Source organism: Spirosoma foliorum (assembly GCF_014117325.1).
Classification (GTDB): Bacteria; Bacteroidota; Bacteroidia; order Cytophagales; family Spirosomataceae; genus Spirosoma; species Spirosoma foliorum.
The window spans coordinates 3,271,117-3,290,148 of sequence record NZ_CP059732.1 but is presented as its reverse complement, the minus strand read 5'-3'; the positions used below and the strand labels follow the sequence as shown (position 1 = coordinate 3,290,148).

The window sequence follows — 19,032 nt, the reverse complement described above, 5'->3', positions numbered from 1 at the left end:
TATTTTCTTCAAAACAATTAACCCGGCGAAACCAAAAAAATATGTATACCGCAACGCTTGTCGACTCGGAACTTGCTCCTTTCTCAATTGACTTTCTTCCCGAAGGCCAGACGCTCAACGGCGAACTATTTGCCTGGGACCTGGTCAAACTTTCTGATCGGACGTTCCATATTTTACACCAGAATCGCTCATTCACAGCCGAAGTACTGGAACTGAACACAGCCGAGAAAACGGTCACGCTGAAGATAAATGGGCATATTTATCCAGTAAAACTAAAAGATCGTTTCGACCAGCTGCTTGAAAAAATGGGCATGGGTACGTTGGCCAGTGCAAAAATTAATGAGCTAAAAGCGCCAATGCCTGGTTTAATTGTGGGCATTAGTGTACAACCGGGTGATGAGGTTCGTAAGGGGGATAGCTTGCTGATTCTGGAAGCTATGAAGATGGAAAACATGTTGAAGGCACCTGCTGATGCGACAATAAAAACTATTCGAGTTAGCAAAGGTGATCGGGTCGAAAAAGGGCAGGTATTGGTAGAATTTGCCTAAAATGGTATTTAGATGAGCATGGACTCCTTGCATTCTCGTCGTTATTTTCTGAAACAGGCTACGCTGGTTGCTGGCTCATTGCCATTGCTACCTTCGGCTATGAATCAGTCGATTAATCGGGTCGAAACATACTTGCCCGACATTCATATTTTCTCGAAACATCTGCAATTTCTGAACTACACCGATATGGCCGATGCTGCGGCCAGTATGGGGTTCGATGGAGTTGACCTAACCGTTCGTCCCGATGGCCATGTGGTACCTGAGCGTGTAGAGGACGATTTGCCAAAAGCGGTTGATGCGCTAAAAAAAGCCGGACTTCCACCTAAATTGATGACCACAGCCGTCGGCGACGCGACCAATCCGACTGACCGACAGCTGCTGGAGACGGCCGCTAAATTAGGCTATAAGGCATATCGGATGAAATGGTATGCCTATGACGATAAGCGCTCCATGCCAGACTCGATTCTACAGTTTCAGAACCAGTTACAAGCGTTAGGAGAACTGAACAAGCGCCTGAATTTAGTTGGATGCTATCAAAATCACGCGGGTTTATTAGTCGGTGCGTCGATCTGGGAGCTTTGGGAAATTCTTAAAAAGGCCAACCCTCAGTATATGGGTATTCAGTATGATATCCGACACGCTACGGTCGAAGGAGGAACATCCTGGCCGAATGGCGTTCGTTTATTATTGCCGCAGATCAAAACTATTCCAATAAAAGATTTTCGCTGGGAGAAGAAAGGTAGTCAATGGATTGTGCAGGATGTACCACTGGGAGAAGGCATGGTTGATTTTAAAACGTACTTTCAATTATTGAAAAAAGCCAACCTGCAGGTGCCTGTGTCCCTGCACATTGAGTACCCAATGGGCGGAGCCGAACATGGGGCTACACACCTATCGATTCCCAGAAATGATTTATTTATGGCGATGAAGCGAGACCTGAACCGACTTAAAGAAATGTGGAAATCGGCATAAGCCAACCTTTGGGCGTTGCTTCCTTCCTGCCTTTTTTCCTATATTTGCCCGCAAAATTTCCCTACATGACATCGCAGACAAAGTATAAACGTATCCTGCTCAAGCTGAGCGGGGAGGCTCTGGCTGGGCCAAATGGTTACAATATTGATCCAGTTGTGCTCGAGCAATACAGCAAGGAAATCAAAGAGGTAGTCGATTTGGGCGTACAGGTAGCCATCGTTATTGGTGGGGGCAATATTTTCCGGGGCGTGTCGGGTGAACGCTCGGGAATTGACCGGGTACAAGGCGATTACATGGGTATGCTGGCAACAGTTATCAATGCGATGGCCATTCAAAGCTCGCTCGAAAAGCATAAGATGTATACACGAGTCATGTCGGCTATCAAGATGGAGCAGGTTTGCGAACCTTACGTACGTCGGCGGGCAGTACGTCACCTCGAAAAAGGTCGAGTTGTCATCTTTGCGGCAGGAACGGGTAACCCTTATTTCACAACCGACTCAACGGCAGCCTTACGGGCAATTGAGGTTGAGGCCGATGTAGTGCTCAAAGGCACGAAGGTTGATGGAGTATACACCGCCGATCCGATGAAGGATAAAACAGCGACGCGGTATACGAGCATTACCTTCGACGACGTTTACGAAAAGAAACTGAGTGTTATGGACCTTACAGCCTTCACGCTTTGTCAGGAAAACAATCTGCCCATTATCGTATTTAATATGAATAAGCAGGGTAGTTTGCTTAAGCTGATCGAAGGTGATGACAATCAGGGCACGCTCATTACAATGAAATTACCATAATTAAATTGAATGATTGAGTGACTGAATGATTGAGTGGCAGATACATTCAATCATTCAGTCACTCAATCATTCAATCACTCAATCACTAAGTAAGACATGGAAGAAATCGAGTTGTTTCTCGACGATGCAAAGGACACGATGGAAAAGGCGCTTAAGCACTTAGCCATTGAATTGACTAAAATTCGCGCCGGGAAGGCTAATGCAAGCATGCTCGATGGCATTCAGGTTGAATACTACGGAATGCTGTCGCCGTTGCATACGGTAGCATCGATCAATACACCCGATGCCCGCACTATTTCGATCAAGCCGTTCGAAAAAAAGCTCATTGGCGAAGTAGAAAAGGCGATCCGTAATTCAAACCTGGGTCTTAATCCAAACAATGATGGTGAACAAATTCGCCTGAGTATTCCCCCATTAACCGAAGAGCGTCGGCGTGACCTGGTTAAAAAGGTGAAACAGGAGGTTGAAACTGCCAAAGTCAATGTTCGGAACATTCGTAAAGACACGAACGACGACATTCGTAAACTCACGAAAGATGGCGTTTCGGAAGATGCCGTAAAAATAGGTGAGGAACGCGTTCAGAAACTCACCGATGCGTTCATTGCGCGTGTCGACGAAATATTTGTAGCGAAAGAAAAGGATATTCTGATAGTTTAAGCTGTCGAATCATCCTAGTCATAAGGATTCAGTCCTCAATGAAAACCGGTCTTTTATGATCGGTTTTTTTATGTGATAAAGATAGCTTCCCTGTTGGCAACAGGCTTACGTTGTCTGCCGGATAGCTGCTTTCAAATAATCTTTTGCGGTACGGCTGATTGTCTCCTCATTAACCGAAACGACTAATTCGCCCCGGTGTTTATAGGGAAATACTTCTCCAGTTAATGCGTCAAAAATGCCATACGGTAGCAGCTCATATTCTTCATACCCCCAGAATAAAAAATCAACCGCGTCAGAGGGGTCGTCGAACCCCACGGCGTAGCCAATTTCCTGCTGAGCGAAAACAACGATGTAGCGCATGTTCTGATATACGAACAGATTGGAATTAGGGTTGCGTCATATAGTGTGACTTGGTCACAAATTATTGGTCTTAAAAGGCAAGGATTCTGTGGGGAGGAGTTCGGTTGGAAGGGGAACAAAGACCAATTTCCCGAGAAATTTATTAGACGGTAGGTTGTGGCAAGATAGGGTTGATTATTTTAGTTAATTATGCAGTTTTTCTACGCTATATATATCCTATTTTTAGGAATTATTTCACTAAATGTCTTATATTGGATTGTATTCGCTATAGCTGGCCGATTGGGTAAAGCTGATGATACGGATCAGGAGCAGACTCCCGTTTTTTTTAGGAAAATAGGCGTTTTAATTCCCGCTTATAAAGAAGATGCAGTCATTATTGAATCTGTTACTGAAAACCTGAAACAGATATACCCATCAGACCGATTTGACCTGGTTGTCATTGCCGATTCATTCCTACCTCAAACACTTAGCCAGTTGGCTGCCTTACCTGTTAAAGTTCTTCCCGTTTCCTTTGAGGTGTCTACCGTTGCCAAAGCCATTAATTTAGCGTTAAACAGGTTACCGATTGAAGAGTATGATATACTAGTTGTGTCAGATGCCGATAATCATATGGCACCTGATTTTCTGAGCCGGATAAATACAGCTTTTGGGCAGGGGTGGAGAGCCATTCAAGGACATCGGGTTGCTAAAAATATCAACACAAGTATGGCTATTCTGGATGCCATCAGTGAGGAAATCAATAACCATATTTTTAGGAAAGCCACGCGGGTATTAGGATTCTCGTCGGCTACCATTGGATCGGGTATGGCATTTGAACCCGCGATTATGAAAGCGGCAATGACAACGCAACATACCATGGGTGGCTATGATAAAGAGCTGGAAACCAATGTGGTATTAAATGGTCATACAATTGGCTATCTGGAACATGCGTTCATTTACGACGAGAAAGTTGCCCAGCGGGCGGTCTTCGAAAACCAGCGTACTAGGTGGATTGCCGCTCAATGGCAGTTTGTGAAATTTTATTTCTGGAGCGGTGTAAAGGAGCTTTTCTCGGGTCGATTTGCCAGTGGATTCAAAGTAATTCAAGCTATAATCTTACCCAAGATTCTCCTGTTAGGACTTTTGGTGATCAGTTGCCTGCTTGGGATACTGACCGGAAATGCATTGTTGTGGCAAATTCCAGTTGTTTTGCTGTTACTACTGATCGTCAGTTTGGTAATATCGGTGCCTACGTATTTGTGGAAGCGGGTGAGTATGAAGGAATTACTTCTTATCCCGATGATATTGCTCAGCTTTGTTCGGGCGGTGTTGAATATGCGGAAGGCCTTTAAACGATTTATGCATACTCCCCATACGGGATCGGCTGATACGCAAGTGCCTTAGCAGATGAACTGATTGGGCCTGCTCGAATAGGCAAGTGTGACAAAATAGGAATAAAATAGTCAAAATCAGGAATAGACAGGTAGCAAAAGTATAAAACTGGTAGTTGATTTAAAGTTTTGATTTTGCCGGTAAATGAAAATGATAAGTTATTGTGTTCTAGAAATAGGAAACTTATTGGATAGATACTTGTAGTACTAAAGACATGCGTAAATTTTTATAGAATGAGATTCCGTTTATTTCGATTAAACACAATACTTATTTGCCGGTTTAGTCTTTTTTGCCTGATTGGAGTTCTTACTATATCGCTCTGTTCAGGGCAAAATCGCGGAGCCCGTGGGCTTGTTTCGTTTGGAGCATCGTCTGGTTTTGCTGACGATACGTTATATCTCGATATAAATCAGGACATAGCTGGTCAGTTACTGCCGTTTGATGATTTAATGAAAATAGCTGTAACGCACTCACCTTTAGTGAAGTATCAGAATGAAGTAGCCAATTCACTGAATGAGGGGTATGAAATAGCCAAATTGCAAATTCTGCAGAATGTTGCGGGAGCGGCCAATTATTCAACGGGAAATCAGGTGTTGGTCTCGACAGGTGCTCTACAACAAGGGGGAACGTCAACAGCACAGGGGAGTACCCTTGGGCAAATTGCCAACGGTTACCGGGTAGGCATTGATGTTCGGTTTCCACTGTATGAGTTGTTTGGCCGAAAACACCAGATACGTCAGGCGCAGGCTAATTATAAAGCAGCTGTACATCAGAGAGAAACGGTTGAGTTGTCGCTGAAACGTGATCTGATCGGTATTTATCAGGATATGATTACGACGCAGCAACTCCTGAAAATTTTGTTGGTTGACGAGCAGGCTTCATTGACTGCCCTTCGTGTTGGGGAAGTTGAAATTCAGAAAGGTCAGATAACTGCCGATCTGATGGCGTCGATAACCAGCCGTTATGTACAGGCTAAAACGGCCTCAGAGCAAGCGAAAGGCAGTTTTTTGAAAAATGTTCGCTATTTTGAAGCATTAGTAGGAATGCCTATCCAACGATTAAAACGTAACTAAACGAATTGTATGTCAGTCGAGGTCTTTTTGCGCTTACTGAAACAGCATATACTCTGGTTCATTCTCATTCCGGCGGTAACTGCGATAGCAGCTTTTTTTGCTACCCGGAACGAAGCCAAAGTGTATAAATCGCAGGCTACTCTTTATACAGGGCTGGTTTCCCGCTATTCGCTGTTGTCAGATCGAAATAATGCCTATCAGGATCGGTCAGCCAGCGCATTCGACAATATCCTGACTACGTTGAACTCTCGGGAAACCCTCCTTCAAATCGGGGTTTCTCTGCTTACAGATCACCTTCAGCTTCGGCGTCCCGATTCGCTGGTCTTAGGCTATGCAGGGTTCCAGAAATTGCACAATGCGATCACACCCGAATGGGAAAACTTATATTACATTGCGGCAGACTCGACACTCTTGCACAATACGATAGATAGCTTAGCAAAAACACCATCTGATAATCCAATAAAAACCTTACTGCTGAAATCAGATTCGTATTATTCAATAGCCCATCTGGGCGAAAACATAAAAGGTTCTGCCCGTAAGAATACGAATGACGTGCTGCTGATGGAATACGAATCAGACGATCCGGCAGTATCTCAGCGAACATTGCATTATGCCATTGAATACCTGAATAAACGTTATTCGACGCTCAAAACCTCCGAAACCAATTCGGTTATTGGCTATTACGAAGCCAAGTTAGAGAAAGCAAAGACAAAACTGGCGCAGGCAGAGGCTGATTTGCGGGCCTTCAGTGAAAAGCATCAGGTACTGGATTATGACGAAGAAGCCAGAAATGTTGCTTCATCGCGCGAGGCTTTAAATGGGGAATATAATCAGGAGTTAATGCGGAAAAATGCCGCTAAAGCAGCTCTCGATGCCTTAAATGGGCGTATGGGTCAACAGGGGAGTATTCGTGCTGCCAATAACGATTTGACCGAAAAACAGAAAAAATTAAGCGATGCCGAGAATAAATTAGCCAATGCCCGGGCCTACGGCCAGCCGCAAACGGTAATCGCTCAATTGCAGGCCAGTGTCAAACAAGCTTCAGAAGACTTAAAAGTCAGCGCGCAAAAATATGATGCGGCAGCCAATTCGAATGATGCCATTCCGGCGCAAACAATGGCCAATGACCGTTTAATGAAGTCGCTGGAATACGAAGAATCGTCAGCCCGATTAGAACTCTATAAGAAACGAATGGATGACTATGCGGCCAAGACCAATGAGTATGGGCCGTTAGGGACGCAACTCCGTCAATTAAATCGGACGTTAGCCATTGCAGAAAAAGAATACCTGGACCTGATACAGAATGTCGATCAGTCGAAAACGCGTCGTCAGGATGTATCGATCGGTGGAACATTGGAGGTGTTAGATGCTCCTGATTTTCCGTTAGTTCCGTTGCCATCCAAGCGTATACAAATGGTGGCTATCGGCTTTGGGGTTGGACTTTTCATTGCCCTATTGCTGACAGCTCTGCGTTTCTGGTTAGACAAGCGCATCCAGTCGCCCGAACAGGCCGAATCCATGATTGGGATGCCTGTTGCCGCTTTGTTCCCAACGGTCAAAAAACCACAGGTATTTACAAGGGCTTCAATGGCATCGCGGAGTATGTTTGAACAGCTCTTCAACGCTATCAATGTTGAGGTGACCCAAAACACCACTAAGCCATACCCACCCATAATTACCCTCTTTAGCATCCGATCGAAACAAGGTAAAACCTGGGTGGCTAATGGATTGGTTGACCTCTATGAAAACGCTGACCAGAAGGTAGCCTATTGCTATCCACGGGTGACCGGAAAAGAGCAACGGGAGTTTAAACAAGGGGTAACATATTTCCCGTACACCATTCGTCCCGATTTTATGAACGTTACGGGCGTCGATTACCTGGTTGATTATAGTCAGGGTTTCGATGGTTCACAATTTGACCGAATTATTCTTGAACTCCCCGCTCTGATTAATAATCAGATTCCGGTTTATCTGCTCAAAAGCAGTGCTTTATCCTTATTAATCATTGATGCAAGTAGTCCCTGGGCCAGGGCCGAAAAGCAACTGTTAAGTATGTATGTACGCGTAACGAACCAACCCATATTTACGGTATTGAACCGTGTGGAAGGGAATTACGTCGAGGTGCCGGGTAGGGCCGATGTCATGCCAAAGCCTGTTAGTCCGGCCACCTCACTACAACCCCAACGGAATATGCTTTGAGCATCACTAACTAACGATAAGTAAACACACTGGCAGATTCATTCGTCCACCAGCGAGTACTACACTCGTGCATAAGGCGAATTGTTGATCCTCAATCAATTAACTGTATGGGTGTCTATGAAGACATAAGCCGGGGCATCCTTTCCCCGCAGTTTGTTCATCAGCTTGTCGAGCAAGTTGTACTTGACAATCCAGAGCATTTGGCACTGGTGTTTAAGGATAGTGAGCTCACTTATCGTCAGTTGAACGATCGGGCAGATGCACTCGCTCAGGCTATTCTAGATACCGATCCAGAGGCCGAACATATCGGGGTAAGCACGACCCGCAATCTGGAAATGATTGTGAGCGTATTAGCGATCCTGAAATCTGGGAAAGCCTATTTACCGCTCGATCCTGCCTATCCGGAGCATCGGCTACAGCAAATTAAGGCCGATTCTGGTCTTCAAACCTGTTTGACGACGGCGCAGGATGAACCGCTTTTTAGCCAGTTAGGATTTCAGGTAATTCTGTCGGATCGGGCCTATGCTCAGCCCAAACAAGTAGTGAGCCCACAAGCCAGCATGGCTTATGTGCTATACACCTCTGGCTCAACGGGTAAGCCAAAAGGTGTTTGCATGGGGCATAGCCCACTCATGAACCTATTGCAGTGGCAATCGAAACAGTCAACGGCGGGTTTGGGCACTCGGACACTTCAATTGGCTCCGTTAAGTTTCGACGTTTCATTTCAGGAGATTTTTGCCACACTAAGTACGGGTGGCACACTGATACTGATCGATGAAACGCTTCGTCTGGATCTGAACGCATTATTACGCTTCATTGACGAACAGGCAATCAATCGACTCTTTCTGCCGTTTGTCGCGCTCCAATACCTGGCTGAAGCTGCCGTAAGTACCCAATTATTTCCGGCACAGTTGCGCGAAATCATGACGGCTGGGGAGCAGTTGAAGATTACCCCTCAAGTTGCTCAATTCTTTGCAGCATTGCCCGATTGCGTTTTATTTAACCAATATGGTCCTACGGAATGCCACGTAATCACGCAATTGGCTTTAACGGGTGACTCTGCCAACTGGCCACCCCTGCCGACTATTGGTCAGGTGATTGATAACGTTAGCGTATTTGTAGTTGATGATTCGCTGACCATTCTGCCTGATGGCGATGTGGGAGAACTCTGTTTTGGCGGGGCTTGCCTGGCTGAAGGCTATCTGAATCAACCGGCACTAACCAGCGAAAAATTCATTGAGTTAAGTACTCCGCAGCAAGAAAAAATGCGGATTTATCGCACGGGCGATCTTGGTCGTTTGTTGCCCGACGGGACAATCGAGTTTCTGGGACGTCGTGATGATCAGGTCAAAATTCGTGGGCATCGGGTTGAATTGGGCGAAGTTGAAGTTATTATCAATCAACTTACAGGTGTTAAACAGGCTGTAGTTGTTGCTCGTGAAGGAAATGACGGACAGAAACGCTTAGTGGCTTATCTGGTAGCCATTGATGCCCAAGTATCCAAAGCGAGTATTCGAACTCAATTGGAACAGCAACTGCCCGACTACATGATGCCCTCTGCGTTTGTTTGGTTAGATGAGCTTCCTAAAACCAGCAGTGGCAAGGTCGATAAGAAGCAGCTACCAGGGCCCGAACAAAAGCGACCAGATCTGGCAGTGCCCTACCAAAAGCCCCGAACCGACCTGGAACGGAAAATCGCAGGGTTGTGGGCTGAGTTGCTTCAAATCGATAAAGTTGGTCTGGATGATAATTTCTTTGAGCTTGGCGGAAATTCGCTGCTAGCTCAGAAAACCGTTGCCCAGTTAAAACAGCAGCAACAAACGTTACCCGTTACCAAACTATACCAATATCCAACGATTGCCGGCATTGTTACTTACTTACAGCCGCAAAAAACAGAACAACCCAATCGACTGACGAAGGATGTCTCAAAAGCTAACAGAGACTCGTCGGCTAATCAACGAGACGATGTGGCAGTCATTGGCATGGCAGGTCGTTTCCCCGGAGCAAATACGATTGAGGCTCTTTGGGAGCTGCTGAAGCAAGGTAAGGAAACCACCCGCTTTTTTACTGATAGTGAGCTAGATGCCAGTATACCTGCTGGCCTTAAAAATGATCCACTTTACGTAAAAGCAAGAGGAGTCATTGATCAGGCCGACCAGTTTGATGCCCAGTTTTTTGGACTGACGCCCAATGTGGCTCAGCTCATGGACCCCCAGCAGCGTATCTTTTTGGAGATAGCTTGGGAAACGCTCGAACAAACAGGCTATCTGCCCCAGCATTTCGATGGTCGTGTGGGGGTATTTGCTGGTTGCGGAAACAATACGTATTACCTGAACAATGTACTTGGTCATCAAAACCTGGTTGACCAGGTGGGCGCGTTTCAGGTGATGACCCTGAACGAAAAAGATTATATCGCTTCCCGAACAGCCTATCAGTTAGACCTGAAAGGCCCAGCCGTCAGCGTATATTCGGCTTGCTCGACATCGTTACTGGCTATTTCGCAGGCAGTTCAGAGCATTCGAAACGGGCAATGTGAGTTGGCATTGGCTGGTGGGGCTAGTATCACCACCCCGCTTAACAGTGGGCATTTGTATCAGGAAGGCGCAATGCTAAGCCGGGATGGCCATTGTCGTTCGTTTGATGCGGACGCCCAGGGAACTGTGTTTAGCGATGGAGCAGGGGTTGTTTTGTTGAAAAATGTAGACGCTGCGTTGCGTGACGGCGATACAATTTATGCGGTTATTAAAGGAGTAGGAGTTAATAATGATGGCGGAGGCAAAGGCAGCTTTACCGCGCCAAGCGCCGAAGGGCAGGCAGGTGCTATCGCTATGGCTATTGCTGATGCTCATATTGATCCTGCCACCATCAGTTATGTCGAAGCCCACGGAACAGCCACTCCGCTAGGTGATCCGATTGAAATTGATGGGTTGATACAGGCATTTGGTGAACAGGCTGAAAAGCAATACTGTGCCATTGGGTCCATCAAAAGTAATATGGGCCATTTAACTCAGGCGGCAGGCGTGGCCGGGCTGATTAAAACGACCCTGGCTTTATATCATAAGCAACTCCCGCCGTCCATTAATTACGACGCACCTAACCCCGCCATAGATTTCGAAAACAGCCCATTTTTTGTCAATACCAAACTTGCTAATTGGGAAATTAATGGAGCCGATGCGAATCCACGCCGGGCAGGTGTGAGCTCGTTTGGTGTTGGGGGAACAAACGTGCATGTAGTACTGGAAGAGTTTCAACAGGAAGCTCCTGTGTCGGATAGCGGTCGGCCTGCTCAGCTAATTAGCTGGTCGGCAAAAACACCCGCCAGTTTAGATGCCTACGCGCAAAACCTTGTCACTGAACTCGATCAGCAACCGACTCTGAATCTGACAGATGTAGCGTTTACCTTGCAAACAACACGTGCTGATTTTAAGCATCGTCGGTTTGTAGTAGCCTCTACACCAACTGAATTGCGGGATAAATTAGTAGACCGTTCGAAATCATCGGGAATAAAAGCAACGACTGAACGTCCCGATGAAGTTGTTTTCCTATTTCCGGGCCAAGGAGCGCAATACCTGAACATGGGCCGGGATTTGTACGAAAACGAGGCTGTATTCCGACAGGCTGTAGACAGTTGTGCGGCCTTGCTGAACCCATATCTGGAGACGGACATTCGTGAGGTGATGTACCCCGAAAGTCTGAGTTCGGAGGCTGAACAGCGGTTGAAAAATACGCGCTATACCCAACCCGCGCTCTTTGTTACAGAATATGCTTTGGCTCAGTTATGGATGAGCTGGGGAATAGAACCCTCTGTTTTTTGTGGGCATAGTATTGGCGAATTCGTTGCGGCTCATCTGGCGGGTGTGTTCTCGCTTTCGGATGCGGTAACCTTAATTGCTGCTCGTGGACGGATGGTGAGCGAATTGCCAAGGGGCAGTATGCTTTCTGTTCGACTGGCAGCGGATGCAGTACTGGCAATCATGCCGCCAACAATCTCGATGGCCGCCATTAATAGCTATACACTCTGTGTTGTGGCTGGTCCCGATGAAGATATTGCCGATTTTGCGAGATTGCTCGACGAACGGGAAATTCCTAATCAACCGCTGTTAACGAGTCACGCTTTTCACTCCGCCATGATGGACCCAATTGTGGATGAGTTTAAGGCGATTGTAGCAGGTGTTTCGCTAAATCGTCCGCAAAAGCCAGTCGTCTCGACCGTGAGTGGTACTTGGTTGACTGATGCACAAGCGACCGATCCTACTTATTGGGCAACCCATCTTCGGACTACCGTACGTTTTGCGGATGCCCTCAATACGCTCCTTACGTTCGATAACCCACTCTTTTTAGAGGTTGGGCCAGGTCACGTAACGGCCACGTTGGCTCGTCAGCAGGCAGCTAAAAAGCCAGTAACAGTTTTGGCTGGTTTAGCGAATCAACCTGATTGGACTAAAACCTGTCAGGCTGTTTTAACGACCTTAGGTCAACTATATGTGGCTGGGCTTACACCTGACTGGAAGGCTTTTTATGCTGGGCAGCAACGCAGCCGCGTCGTATTACCGACCTATGCATTTAACCGAAAACGCTGCTGGGTCGACCCAGTCGTTAAACCAACCAACCCGTTGGAAAGTACGCATTTTGCTTCCTCTAATCAATCGTTATCAATACCTAACCCACCAGAAACGCAAGCTCCAGCGGTTACTATGAGAAAAAATACCCTACTCAACAAAATCAACCAACTCCTCGAAGACGCATCCGGTATTGAAATGGATAGTGTCGCACCTGATACAAGCTTCCTGGAGATTGGCTTCGATTCATTGCTACTGACACAAGTAGCCTTGACGCTCAAAAAAGAATTTGGCCTGCCAATTACGTTCAGGCAATTAACTAGTGAATATACATCGCCCGAACAACTGGCCAACTACCTCGATCAGGCTTTGCCTGCTGAGGTTCAACCACCAGCTCCCGTATCAGCGCCAATTCCAACGGCGGTGAGCCAACCTGTTGCTGTTCAATATGTACAGAACCCAGCTCCGCACAATCCTGCCCTGGATCTGATCGCGCAGCAATTACAATTATTGGCGAAACAGCTTGAATTACTCCAGGGTGGCAGCGTGGCAGTTCCCGTTGCCCCTTCTGTAGCCCCCGCTACTATAAAGTCAATCCTGACACCTGCTAATGGTGCTACCAATGGGAGTTCGAATGGCCATCATAAACCCGACTCGACCCCTGACCTGACTCCTGAAGAAAAGGTTGAGCTGAAAAAGCCGTTTGGTGCCACGGCCCGCATCGATCGACAGGCTTCGGAATTAAGTACCAAACAGCAGGACTTCTTACAACAATTTACAGAACGGTACATCCAGAAAACAGGCAAGAGTAAAGCATACGCACAGGAGCATCGGGCTCAAATGGCCGATCCTCGGGTGGTTTCGGGTTTCCGGCCACTAACGAAAGAAATTGTCTACCCGTTGGTTGTCAATCGTTCAAAAGGCAGCCGACTCTGGGATATTGATGGCAACGAATACATTGATGCGCTGAATGGCTTTGGCTCAAATATGTTTGGCTATCAACCCGATTGGGTCAAGGAAGCACTACATGAACAAATTGAGCTTGGCTTCGAGGTGGGGCCGCAACATGAACTCGCTGGTGAAGTTTGCCAGTTGATTTGCGAGCTTACTGCTACTGATCGGTCGGCTTTATGCAACACTGGTTCCGAAGCTGTATTAGGTGCCATGCGAATTGCCCGAACCGTTACAGGTCGATCATTAATTGTTGCCTTTTCGGGTTCCTACCACGGCATTGTCGACGAAGTACTTGTACGCGGAACTAAAAAACTGAAGTCATTTCCGGCGGCACCGGGTATTATGCCCGAAGCAGTCCAGAACATGCTGATTTTGGACTATGGGACGGAAGAAAGTCTTCAGATCATCCGGGAACGGGCACATGAATTAGCAGCTGTTCTGGTAGAACCCGTGCAAAGCCGCCGGCCTGAATTTGTTCCTATTGAGTTTCTGAAGGCAGTGCGGGCCATCACCGAAAAGTCAGGTACCGCGCTAATCTTTGATGAAGTAATTACTGGATTCCGGACGCATCCGGGTGGGGCTCAGGCACTGTTTGGAATTAAAGCAGATTTAGGTTCCTACGGCAAAGTGGTTGGGGCCGGCTTGCCCATTGGTGTCATTGCAGGTAAACGGGAATTTATGGACGCGCTTGATGGCGGGTTCTGGCAATATGGCGATCACTCGGTACCTGAAGTGGGTGTGACTTACTTTGCCGGAACATTTGTTCGGCATCCATTGGTGTTAGCTGCTGCCAAAGCGTCCTTAACTCATATGAAGGAAGTTGGACCTGGTTTGCAACAAGCGTTAACCCAAAAGACGCAGCGACTCGCCGATGGTCTTAACGCGGTACTAAAAGAGTATACGCTACCTATTAATGTAGTTCATTTCGGCTCACTTTGGAAAATAAAGTTTAAGGAAGATATAGTATATGGGGAGTTGTTGTTTACTTTAATGCGTGAAAAGGGAATTCATATTTGGGATGGATTTCCGTGCTTCCTGACAGAAGCCCATACTGATCAGGAATTAGAGATAATAATTCGCCGGTTTACCGAAAGCGTTCGGGAACTGATAGATGCCGGTTTTTTCAAAAAAGATTCAAATCCAATAACCAGTACTGGACAAGTTGGTGCAAGTTTGGCTAAGGATACCCCACCTGCTCCTGGTGCCCGATTGGGCCGGGATCGGGAAGGGAATCCCGCTTGGTTTGTCCCAAATCCAGATCAGCCCGGAAAATACCTCCAGGTTGAATTAAATTGACTAGGATGGCGGAAAGCATTACAAACGTAAATCTGATTGCTGTTGACTTTGATCCGTTTGATGGGCCAGCTATTGTGCGACTGGCCCCGGCTACCGAACCCCAAACGGAAATCTGGGCAACCTGCCAATTAGGTGGCGCTGATGCCAGCCGATCATTTAATGAGTCGGTTTCATTGCGATTTAATGGCTTGCTGGATAAACCGGCGCTGGAGCAAGCCTGGCACGCATTAGTACAACGTCACGAGTCGCTACATTCGGCTTTCAGTGCCGATGGGAGGCAAATCTGTGTATTCGACCAGCTTTTTATTGATCTGGTTTATCAGGATTGTTCCGACAAAACGCCTGCCGAACAGGAGCAAATCATTGAGGAATATGTAAGGCAGGATGCCTTGTATCTGTTCGACCTCCTCAATGGTCCTTTGGCAAAAGTTGGCCTGATTAAACTGTCCGATACCGCGCATCATTTCACGATTACAGCCCATCATATCGTGTGTGATGGTTGGTCGCTGGGCATTATGCTCCAGGACTTGAGCGAGCTATATTCTGCCTATACGCAGCATAAGTCGCCAGCGTTGCAGGAAGCTCCCGCCTATAGTCAGTATGCAGCCGATCAGCTTCAATTTTTAGCAAGTGGAACGTATCAGCAGGTAGAGAAATTTTGGGTCAACCAGTACAAAGAATCGGTGCCCGTACTGGATTTGCCGACTGACTTTGCCCGACCTACGTTACGTACCTATAAGATTGCCCGTCGAGATTATCCAATGAGTGGTAAACTGGGGCTGGCGGTCAAAAAAATGGGTGCCAAAGCGGGTTGTAGCTTTGTGACTACCTTATTGGCCAGCTTCGAGGTTTTTCTACATCGACTGACAGGACAGGACGATATTGTTGTTGGTCTCCCAACGTCAGGGCAGTCGGCTACGGGTTATTTGGGTCTGGTTGGTCACTGCGTCAACCTACTACCTCTGCGAAGTTTTCCCCGTCCGGAGCTTAGCTTCCTTTCGTTTTTAAAACAGCGTAAAGAAGATGTACTCGATGCGTATGAGCATCAGCAGCTAACTTTTGGCAGTCTGCTGAAGAAAATATCCATTGTCCGAGACCCTTCTCGTATACCGCTCGTCCCCGTTATTTTTAACGTGGACATGGGGTTGGATGATGGGGTTAACTTTCATGGGCTTGATTATCAGTTAATCAGTAATCCCCGCGAATACGGAGCCGTAGATTTATTCCTTAACATCAGCGGGTCGTCTGCAACGGCTGAATTGGTTCTGGAATGGGCGTATAATACGCAACTGTTCAAGGAGAGTACGATTGACCGGATGATGGGCGAATTTGAAAACGTACTGGAAGCAGTAGTCGACAATCCGTCCATACTCATTGAAGATATTTTACTCGCCGATCAGTCTGAACAGATTCGGAAATTAACGCTCTGGAATAATACGCAGGCAGATTATCCGCGTACCAGTTCGTTGCAGGCATTGCTCGATAAAACAGCAGCAACCTATCCGGATAAAACAGCATTGGTTTTTACGAAAGGCCAAACCTTAACCTATCGCGAACTAAATGAACGGGCCAATCAGATAGCTCACGCCATCCTGCAAACTGGCCTGGGAGGTACGAAGCAGAAAGCTGTAGTGGGCGTTGTGCTGGATCGATCGCCGGAGCTGGTAATTACGCTCTTAGCGGTTCTAAAAGCTGGTGCCGCCTATGTACCAATCGATCCGGATTATCCACACGATCGGGTTGAGTTTATGTTGGCCGATTCATCGGCCAGTGTACTCATTACCGCCAAAAAATACCATGCAGCTGGCCAAACTGCCAATCAGACAACCGTAATTCTGATTGAAGAGGTACTGGCTAAGCTGGATACGTATTCGAAGAAAGCCCCCGACGTGCCCGTTACTGGAAGCGATCTGGCGTATATCCTCTATACATCTGGTTCAACAGGGCGGCCGAAAGGTGTATTGATTGAGCACCATAATCTGGTTAATCTGCTGTACAGCATGATTGCCTGGCCGGGTATCACGAAAGAGGACGCCTTGCTGGCGGTAACGACCGTTTCGTTTGATATTGCGGGCCTTGAGTTGTTCCTGCCTTTATTGGTTGGGGCTACCCTCGTATTGGCCGATGCTGAAATGACGAAAGATGGCCGGGCCTTGCTGGAAGCCGTCCCAGCTTACCAGGTCAGCATTATTCAGGCTACGCCGGTCACGTATAAAATGATGCTGGCTGCTGGTTGGGAACAGCGGTTGCCGCTAAAAATTCTGTGCTGTGGCGAACCCATGTCGAAGGATTTGGCGCAAAAGCTAACCGCACGCTGTGGCACGCTCTGGAATATGTACGGCCCGACGGAAACGACGATTTATTCAACTGGAAAGCAGATTCTAGCCAGTGATGAAATCATTACGATTGGTCGACCGATACACAATACCCAGGTATATATTCTCGACGAACATCTGAACCCTTTGCCGGAAGGGAGTATTGGTGAAATTTATCTCGCGGGTGAAGGCGTAGCGCGGGGATATCTTAATCGACCCGATCTGACGAAAGATAAGTTTGTGCCCAATCCATTTGAGAAATCGGCCAGACGGATGATGTACCGAACGGGCGATTTGGGAAAGTTTATGCCTGATGGCGAAATCCATTGTCTGGGCCGTATTGACCAGCAGGTAAAAGTTAGAGGCTATCGGATTGAGTTGGGCGAAATAGAACATGCCTTAATCACACAGCCGGGTGTAAGTGAAGCGGTAGTTGTGGCTCGTGAAGAACGGGCTGGCGATCAACGATTAATTGCGTATATCGTAAACAACCCGCCACTGACCAACGCTGCCTTTATGAGCCAGGTGCTCATATGGCGAACCAAACTGCAGGATGTGTTGCCGGTATATATGGTTCCGACTGATTTTGTCAGTCTGCCACAATTGCCTATCACGCCGAACGGCAAGGTTGACCGTAATGCACTACCGAAACCTGCCAGTATGTTGACGGCTAAGGGCAGCGAAGCAGAACCCGTTACGGAGGCCGAAAAATTGATTACAGCGATCTGGAAGGAGGCACTTGGCCTCGAAAAAATTGGCGTAGATGCTGACTTTTTTGAGTTAGGCGGGCACTCGATGATTGCCGTGCAGGTAATGATCCAACTCGAAAAAGAGACCGGAAAACGTCTGCCGCTATCGACCTTATTAACGTACCCAACGATTCGAAAACTGGCGCAGGTAGTTGAGGCCGACGGCAAGCCAACCAATTGGAAATCACTGGTTCCCATTCAGCCAGAAGGCAATAAAGTACCGATCTATATTATTCATGGTATTGGGCTTAATCTGTTGAATTTTAGTAGCTTACTGAGCTATATGGACCCTCAGCAACCTATCTACGGATTGCAGGCTCGAGGGTTAGATGGTATCGATGAACCGCTGGACGACATTGGCGAAATTGCTGCCTTTTACGTTAGTGAGGTAATCGACCAAAATCCAGAGGGGCCGTATGCCATTGCTGGCTATTCGTTTGGGGGGTATGTTGCTCTCGAAATGGCCCGCCAACTGAAGGCAATGGGTAAGGAAGTGAAAATGCTTGCCATGTTCGATACCAATGCTCAGGAGTCGGATACGAACCGATCAATGATGAACTGGTTGCAACGGAAAATTCTTCGCCAGTTTCCCAAATTAATTTGGTTTACGAGTTCGTTGGTGCGTCAGCCAGTCGCTACGCTACGCTACCAGCAGGTGTACGTTGAGCGGCAGGTTGACCGATTGCTGAAAGCAACGGGTCTGCGTGAAAAACCAAAGCCGAAAGAAGGTCTTGACTTGTTTGAGCAAATCATTGAAAAGCATGAAAGCGCCTTTGAGAAGTATACCATGAAGCCCTATGATGGCATCGTGGATCTGTTTAAAGCGCAGGTACGGCTTTACTTTGTTGACGATAATAAGTACCTGGGATGGAAAAAATATGCGACGAAAGGCGTTCGTGTGCACAATGTTCCCGGCGATCACGAGTTAATGCTTTTGCCGCCAAACGATAAAGCATTTGCTGAGGCCTTACAGCGAGCGCTGGATAACGCTTAGGCATATAAAGCCTTTATAACGGGTTCGGTCCGGTGCACAAGAATAGTTCTTGTTCACCGGACCGAACTCGTTTAGGTTAATATGAATCATATGGTTTTTTTGTCATTCCGACGCAGGAGGGATCTTAAGATGTCCTAGTTCTCTAATAAAGATACTTTAAGATCCCTCCTGCGTCGGAATGACAAAAA

Annotated in this window: 10 protein-coding genes; 9 read left to right on the top strand and 1 reads right to left on the bottom strand. The window is 47.1% G+C overall.

Annotation, left to right across the window (positions count from 1 at the left end):
* Positions 1–41: 41 nt before the first annotated feature.
* The 4 genes from H3H32_RS13720 (at position 42) to frr (ending at position 2,974) form a co-directional block, all read left to right on the top strand.
* Positions 42–548 carry an acyl-CoA carboxylase biotin carboxyl carrier protein subunit gene (locus tag H3H32_RS13720; protein WP_182463244.1) on the top strand — a complete coding sequence of 169 codons (507 nt, stop codon included), beginning with the start codon at positions 42–44 and terminating at the stop codon, positions 546–548.
* An 18-nt stretch (positions 549–566) separates the two neighbouring features.
* Complete coding sequence (locus tag H3H32_RS13715; protein ID WP_182463243.1) at positions 567–1,520, top strand: sugar phosphate isomerase/epimerase family protein; 954 nt, start codon at positions 567–569, stop codon at positions 1,518–1,520.
* Positions 1,521–1,585: 65 nt separating this feature from the next.
* The gene (pyrH, locus tag H3H32_RS13710; protein ID WP_182463242.1) at positions 1,586–2,317 is read left to right on the top strand and encodes a UMP kinase; all 732 of its coding nucleotides are present in this window, start codon (positions 1,586–1,588) and stop codon (positions 2,315–2,317) included.
* Positions 2,318–2,413: 96 nt separating this feature from the next.
* Entirely contained in the window at positions 2,414–2,974 is a 561-nt protein-coding gene (gene frr, locus H3H32_RS13705) for a ribosome recycling factor (RefSeq protein ID WP_182463241.1), read from the top strand.
* Positions 2,975–3,079: 105 nt separating this feature from the next.
* Here frr and H3H32_RS13700 read toward each other — a convergent pair whose 3' ends face one another.
* Positions 3,080–3,334, bottom strand: a complete 255-nt coding sequence (locus H3H32_RS13700; RefSeq protein WP_182463240.1) for a hypothetical protein — start codon at positions 3,332–3,334, stop codon at positions 3,080–3,082.
* Between the two features lie 189 nt (positions 3,335–3,523).
* Here H3H32_RS13700 and H3H32_RS13695 point away from each other — a divergent pair, with 189 nt between their 5' ends.
* From H3H32_RS13695 to H3H32_RS13675, 5 genes are all read left to right on the top strand, one after another.
* Positions 3,524–4,717: a glycosyltransferase gene (locus H3H32_RS13695; protein WP_182463239.1), complete on the top strand. Its 1,194-nt coding sequence runs from the start codon at positions 3,524–3,526 to the stop codon at positions 4,715–4,717.
* Between the two features lie 221 nt (positions 4,718–4,938).
* On the top strand, positions 4,939–5,778 hold the full coding sequence (locus H3H32_RS13690) for a TolC family protein (RefSeq protein WP_182463238.1): 840 nt from the start codon (positions 4,939–4,941) through the stop codon (positions 5,776–5,778).
* Between the two features lie 9 nt (positions 5,779–5,787).
* Positions 5,788–7,977, top strand: a complete 2,190-nt coding sequence (locus H3H32_RS13685; protein ID WP_182463237.1) for a GumC family protein — start codon at positions 5,788–5,790, stop codon at positions 7,975–7,977.
* Positions 7,978–8,084: 107 nt separating this feature from the next.
* The gene (locus H3H32_RS13680; RefSeq protein ID WP_182463236.1) at positions 8,085–14,786 is read left to right on the top strand and encodes a polyketide synthase; all 6,702 of its coding nucleotides are present in this window, start codon (positions 8,085–8,087) and stop codon (positions 14,784–14,786) included.
* 5 nt (positions 14,787–14,791) lie between these two features.
* Positions 14,792–18,844 carry a non-ribosomal peptide synthetase gene (locus H3H32_RS13675; RefSeq protein WP_182463235.1) on the top strand — a complete coding sequence of 1,351 codons (4,053 nt, stop codon included), beginning with the start codon at positions 14,792–14,794 and terminating at the stop codon, positions 18,842–18,844.
* Positions 18,845–19,032: the final 188 nt, after the last annotated feature.

Excerpts from the sequence above, each read along its gene's own strand:
- H3H32_RS13720 (WP_182463244.1), top strand. The coding sequence starts at position 42 with ATGTATACCGCAACGCTTGTCGACTCGGAACTTGCTCCTTTCTCAATT.
- H3H32_RS13715 (WP_182463243.1), top strand. The coding sequence starts at position 567 with ATGGACTCCTTGCATTCTCGTCGTTATTTTCTGAAACAGGCTACGCTG.
- pyrH (WP_182463242.1), top strand. The coding sequence starts at position 1,586 with ATGACATCGCAGACAAAGTATAAACGTATCCTGCTCAAGCTGAGCGGG.
- frr (WP_182463241.1), top strand. The coding sequence starts at position 2,414 with ATGGAAGAAATCGAGTTGTTTCTCGACGATGCAAAGGACACGATGGAA.
- H3H32_RS13700 (WP_182463240.1), bottom strand. The coding sequence starts at position 3,334 with ATGCGCTACATCGTTGTTTTCGCTCAGCAGGAAATTGGCTACGCCGTG.
- H3H32_RS13695 (WP_182463239.1), top strand. The coding sequence starts at position 3,524 with ATGCAGTTTTTCTACGCTATATATATCCTATTTTTAGGAATTATTTCA.
- H3H32_RS13690 (WP_182463238.1), top strand. The coding sequence starts at position 4,939 with ATGAGATTCCGTTTATTTCGATTAAACACAATACTTATTTGCCGGTTT.
- H3H32_RS13685 (WP_182463237.1), top strand. The coding sequence starts at position 5,788 with ATGTCAGTCGAGGTCTTTTTGCGCTTACTGAAACAGCATATACTCTGG.
- H3H32_RS13680 (WP_182463236.1), top strand. The coding sequence starts at position 8,085 with ATGGGTGTCTATGAAGACATAAGCCGGGGCATCCTTTCCCCGCAGTTT.
- H3H32_RS13675 (WP_182463235.1), top strand. The coding sequence starts at position 14,792 with ATGGCGGAAAGCATTACAAACGTAAATCTGATTGCTGTTGACTTTGAT.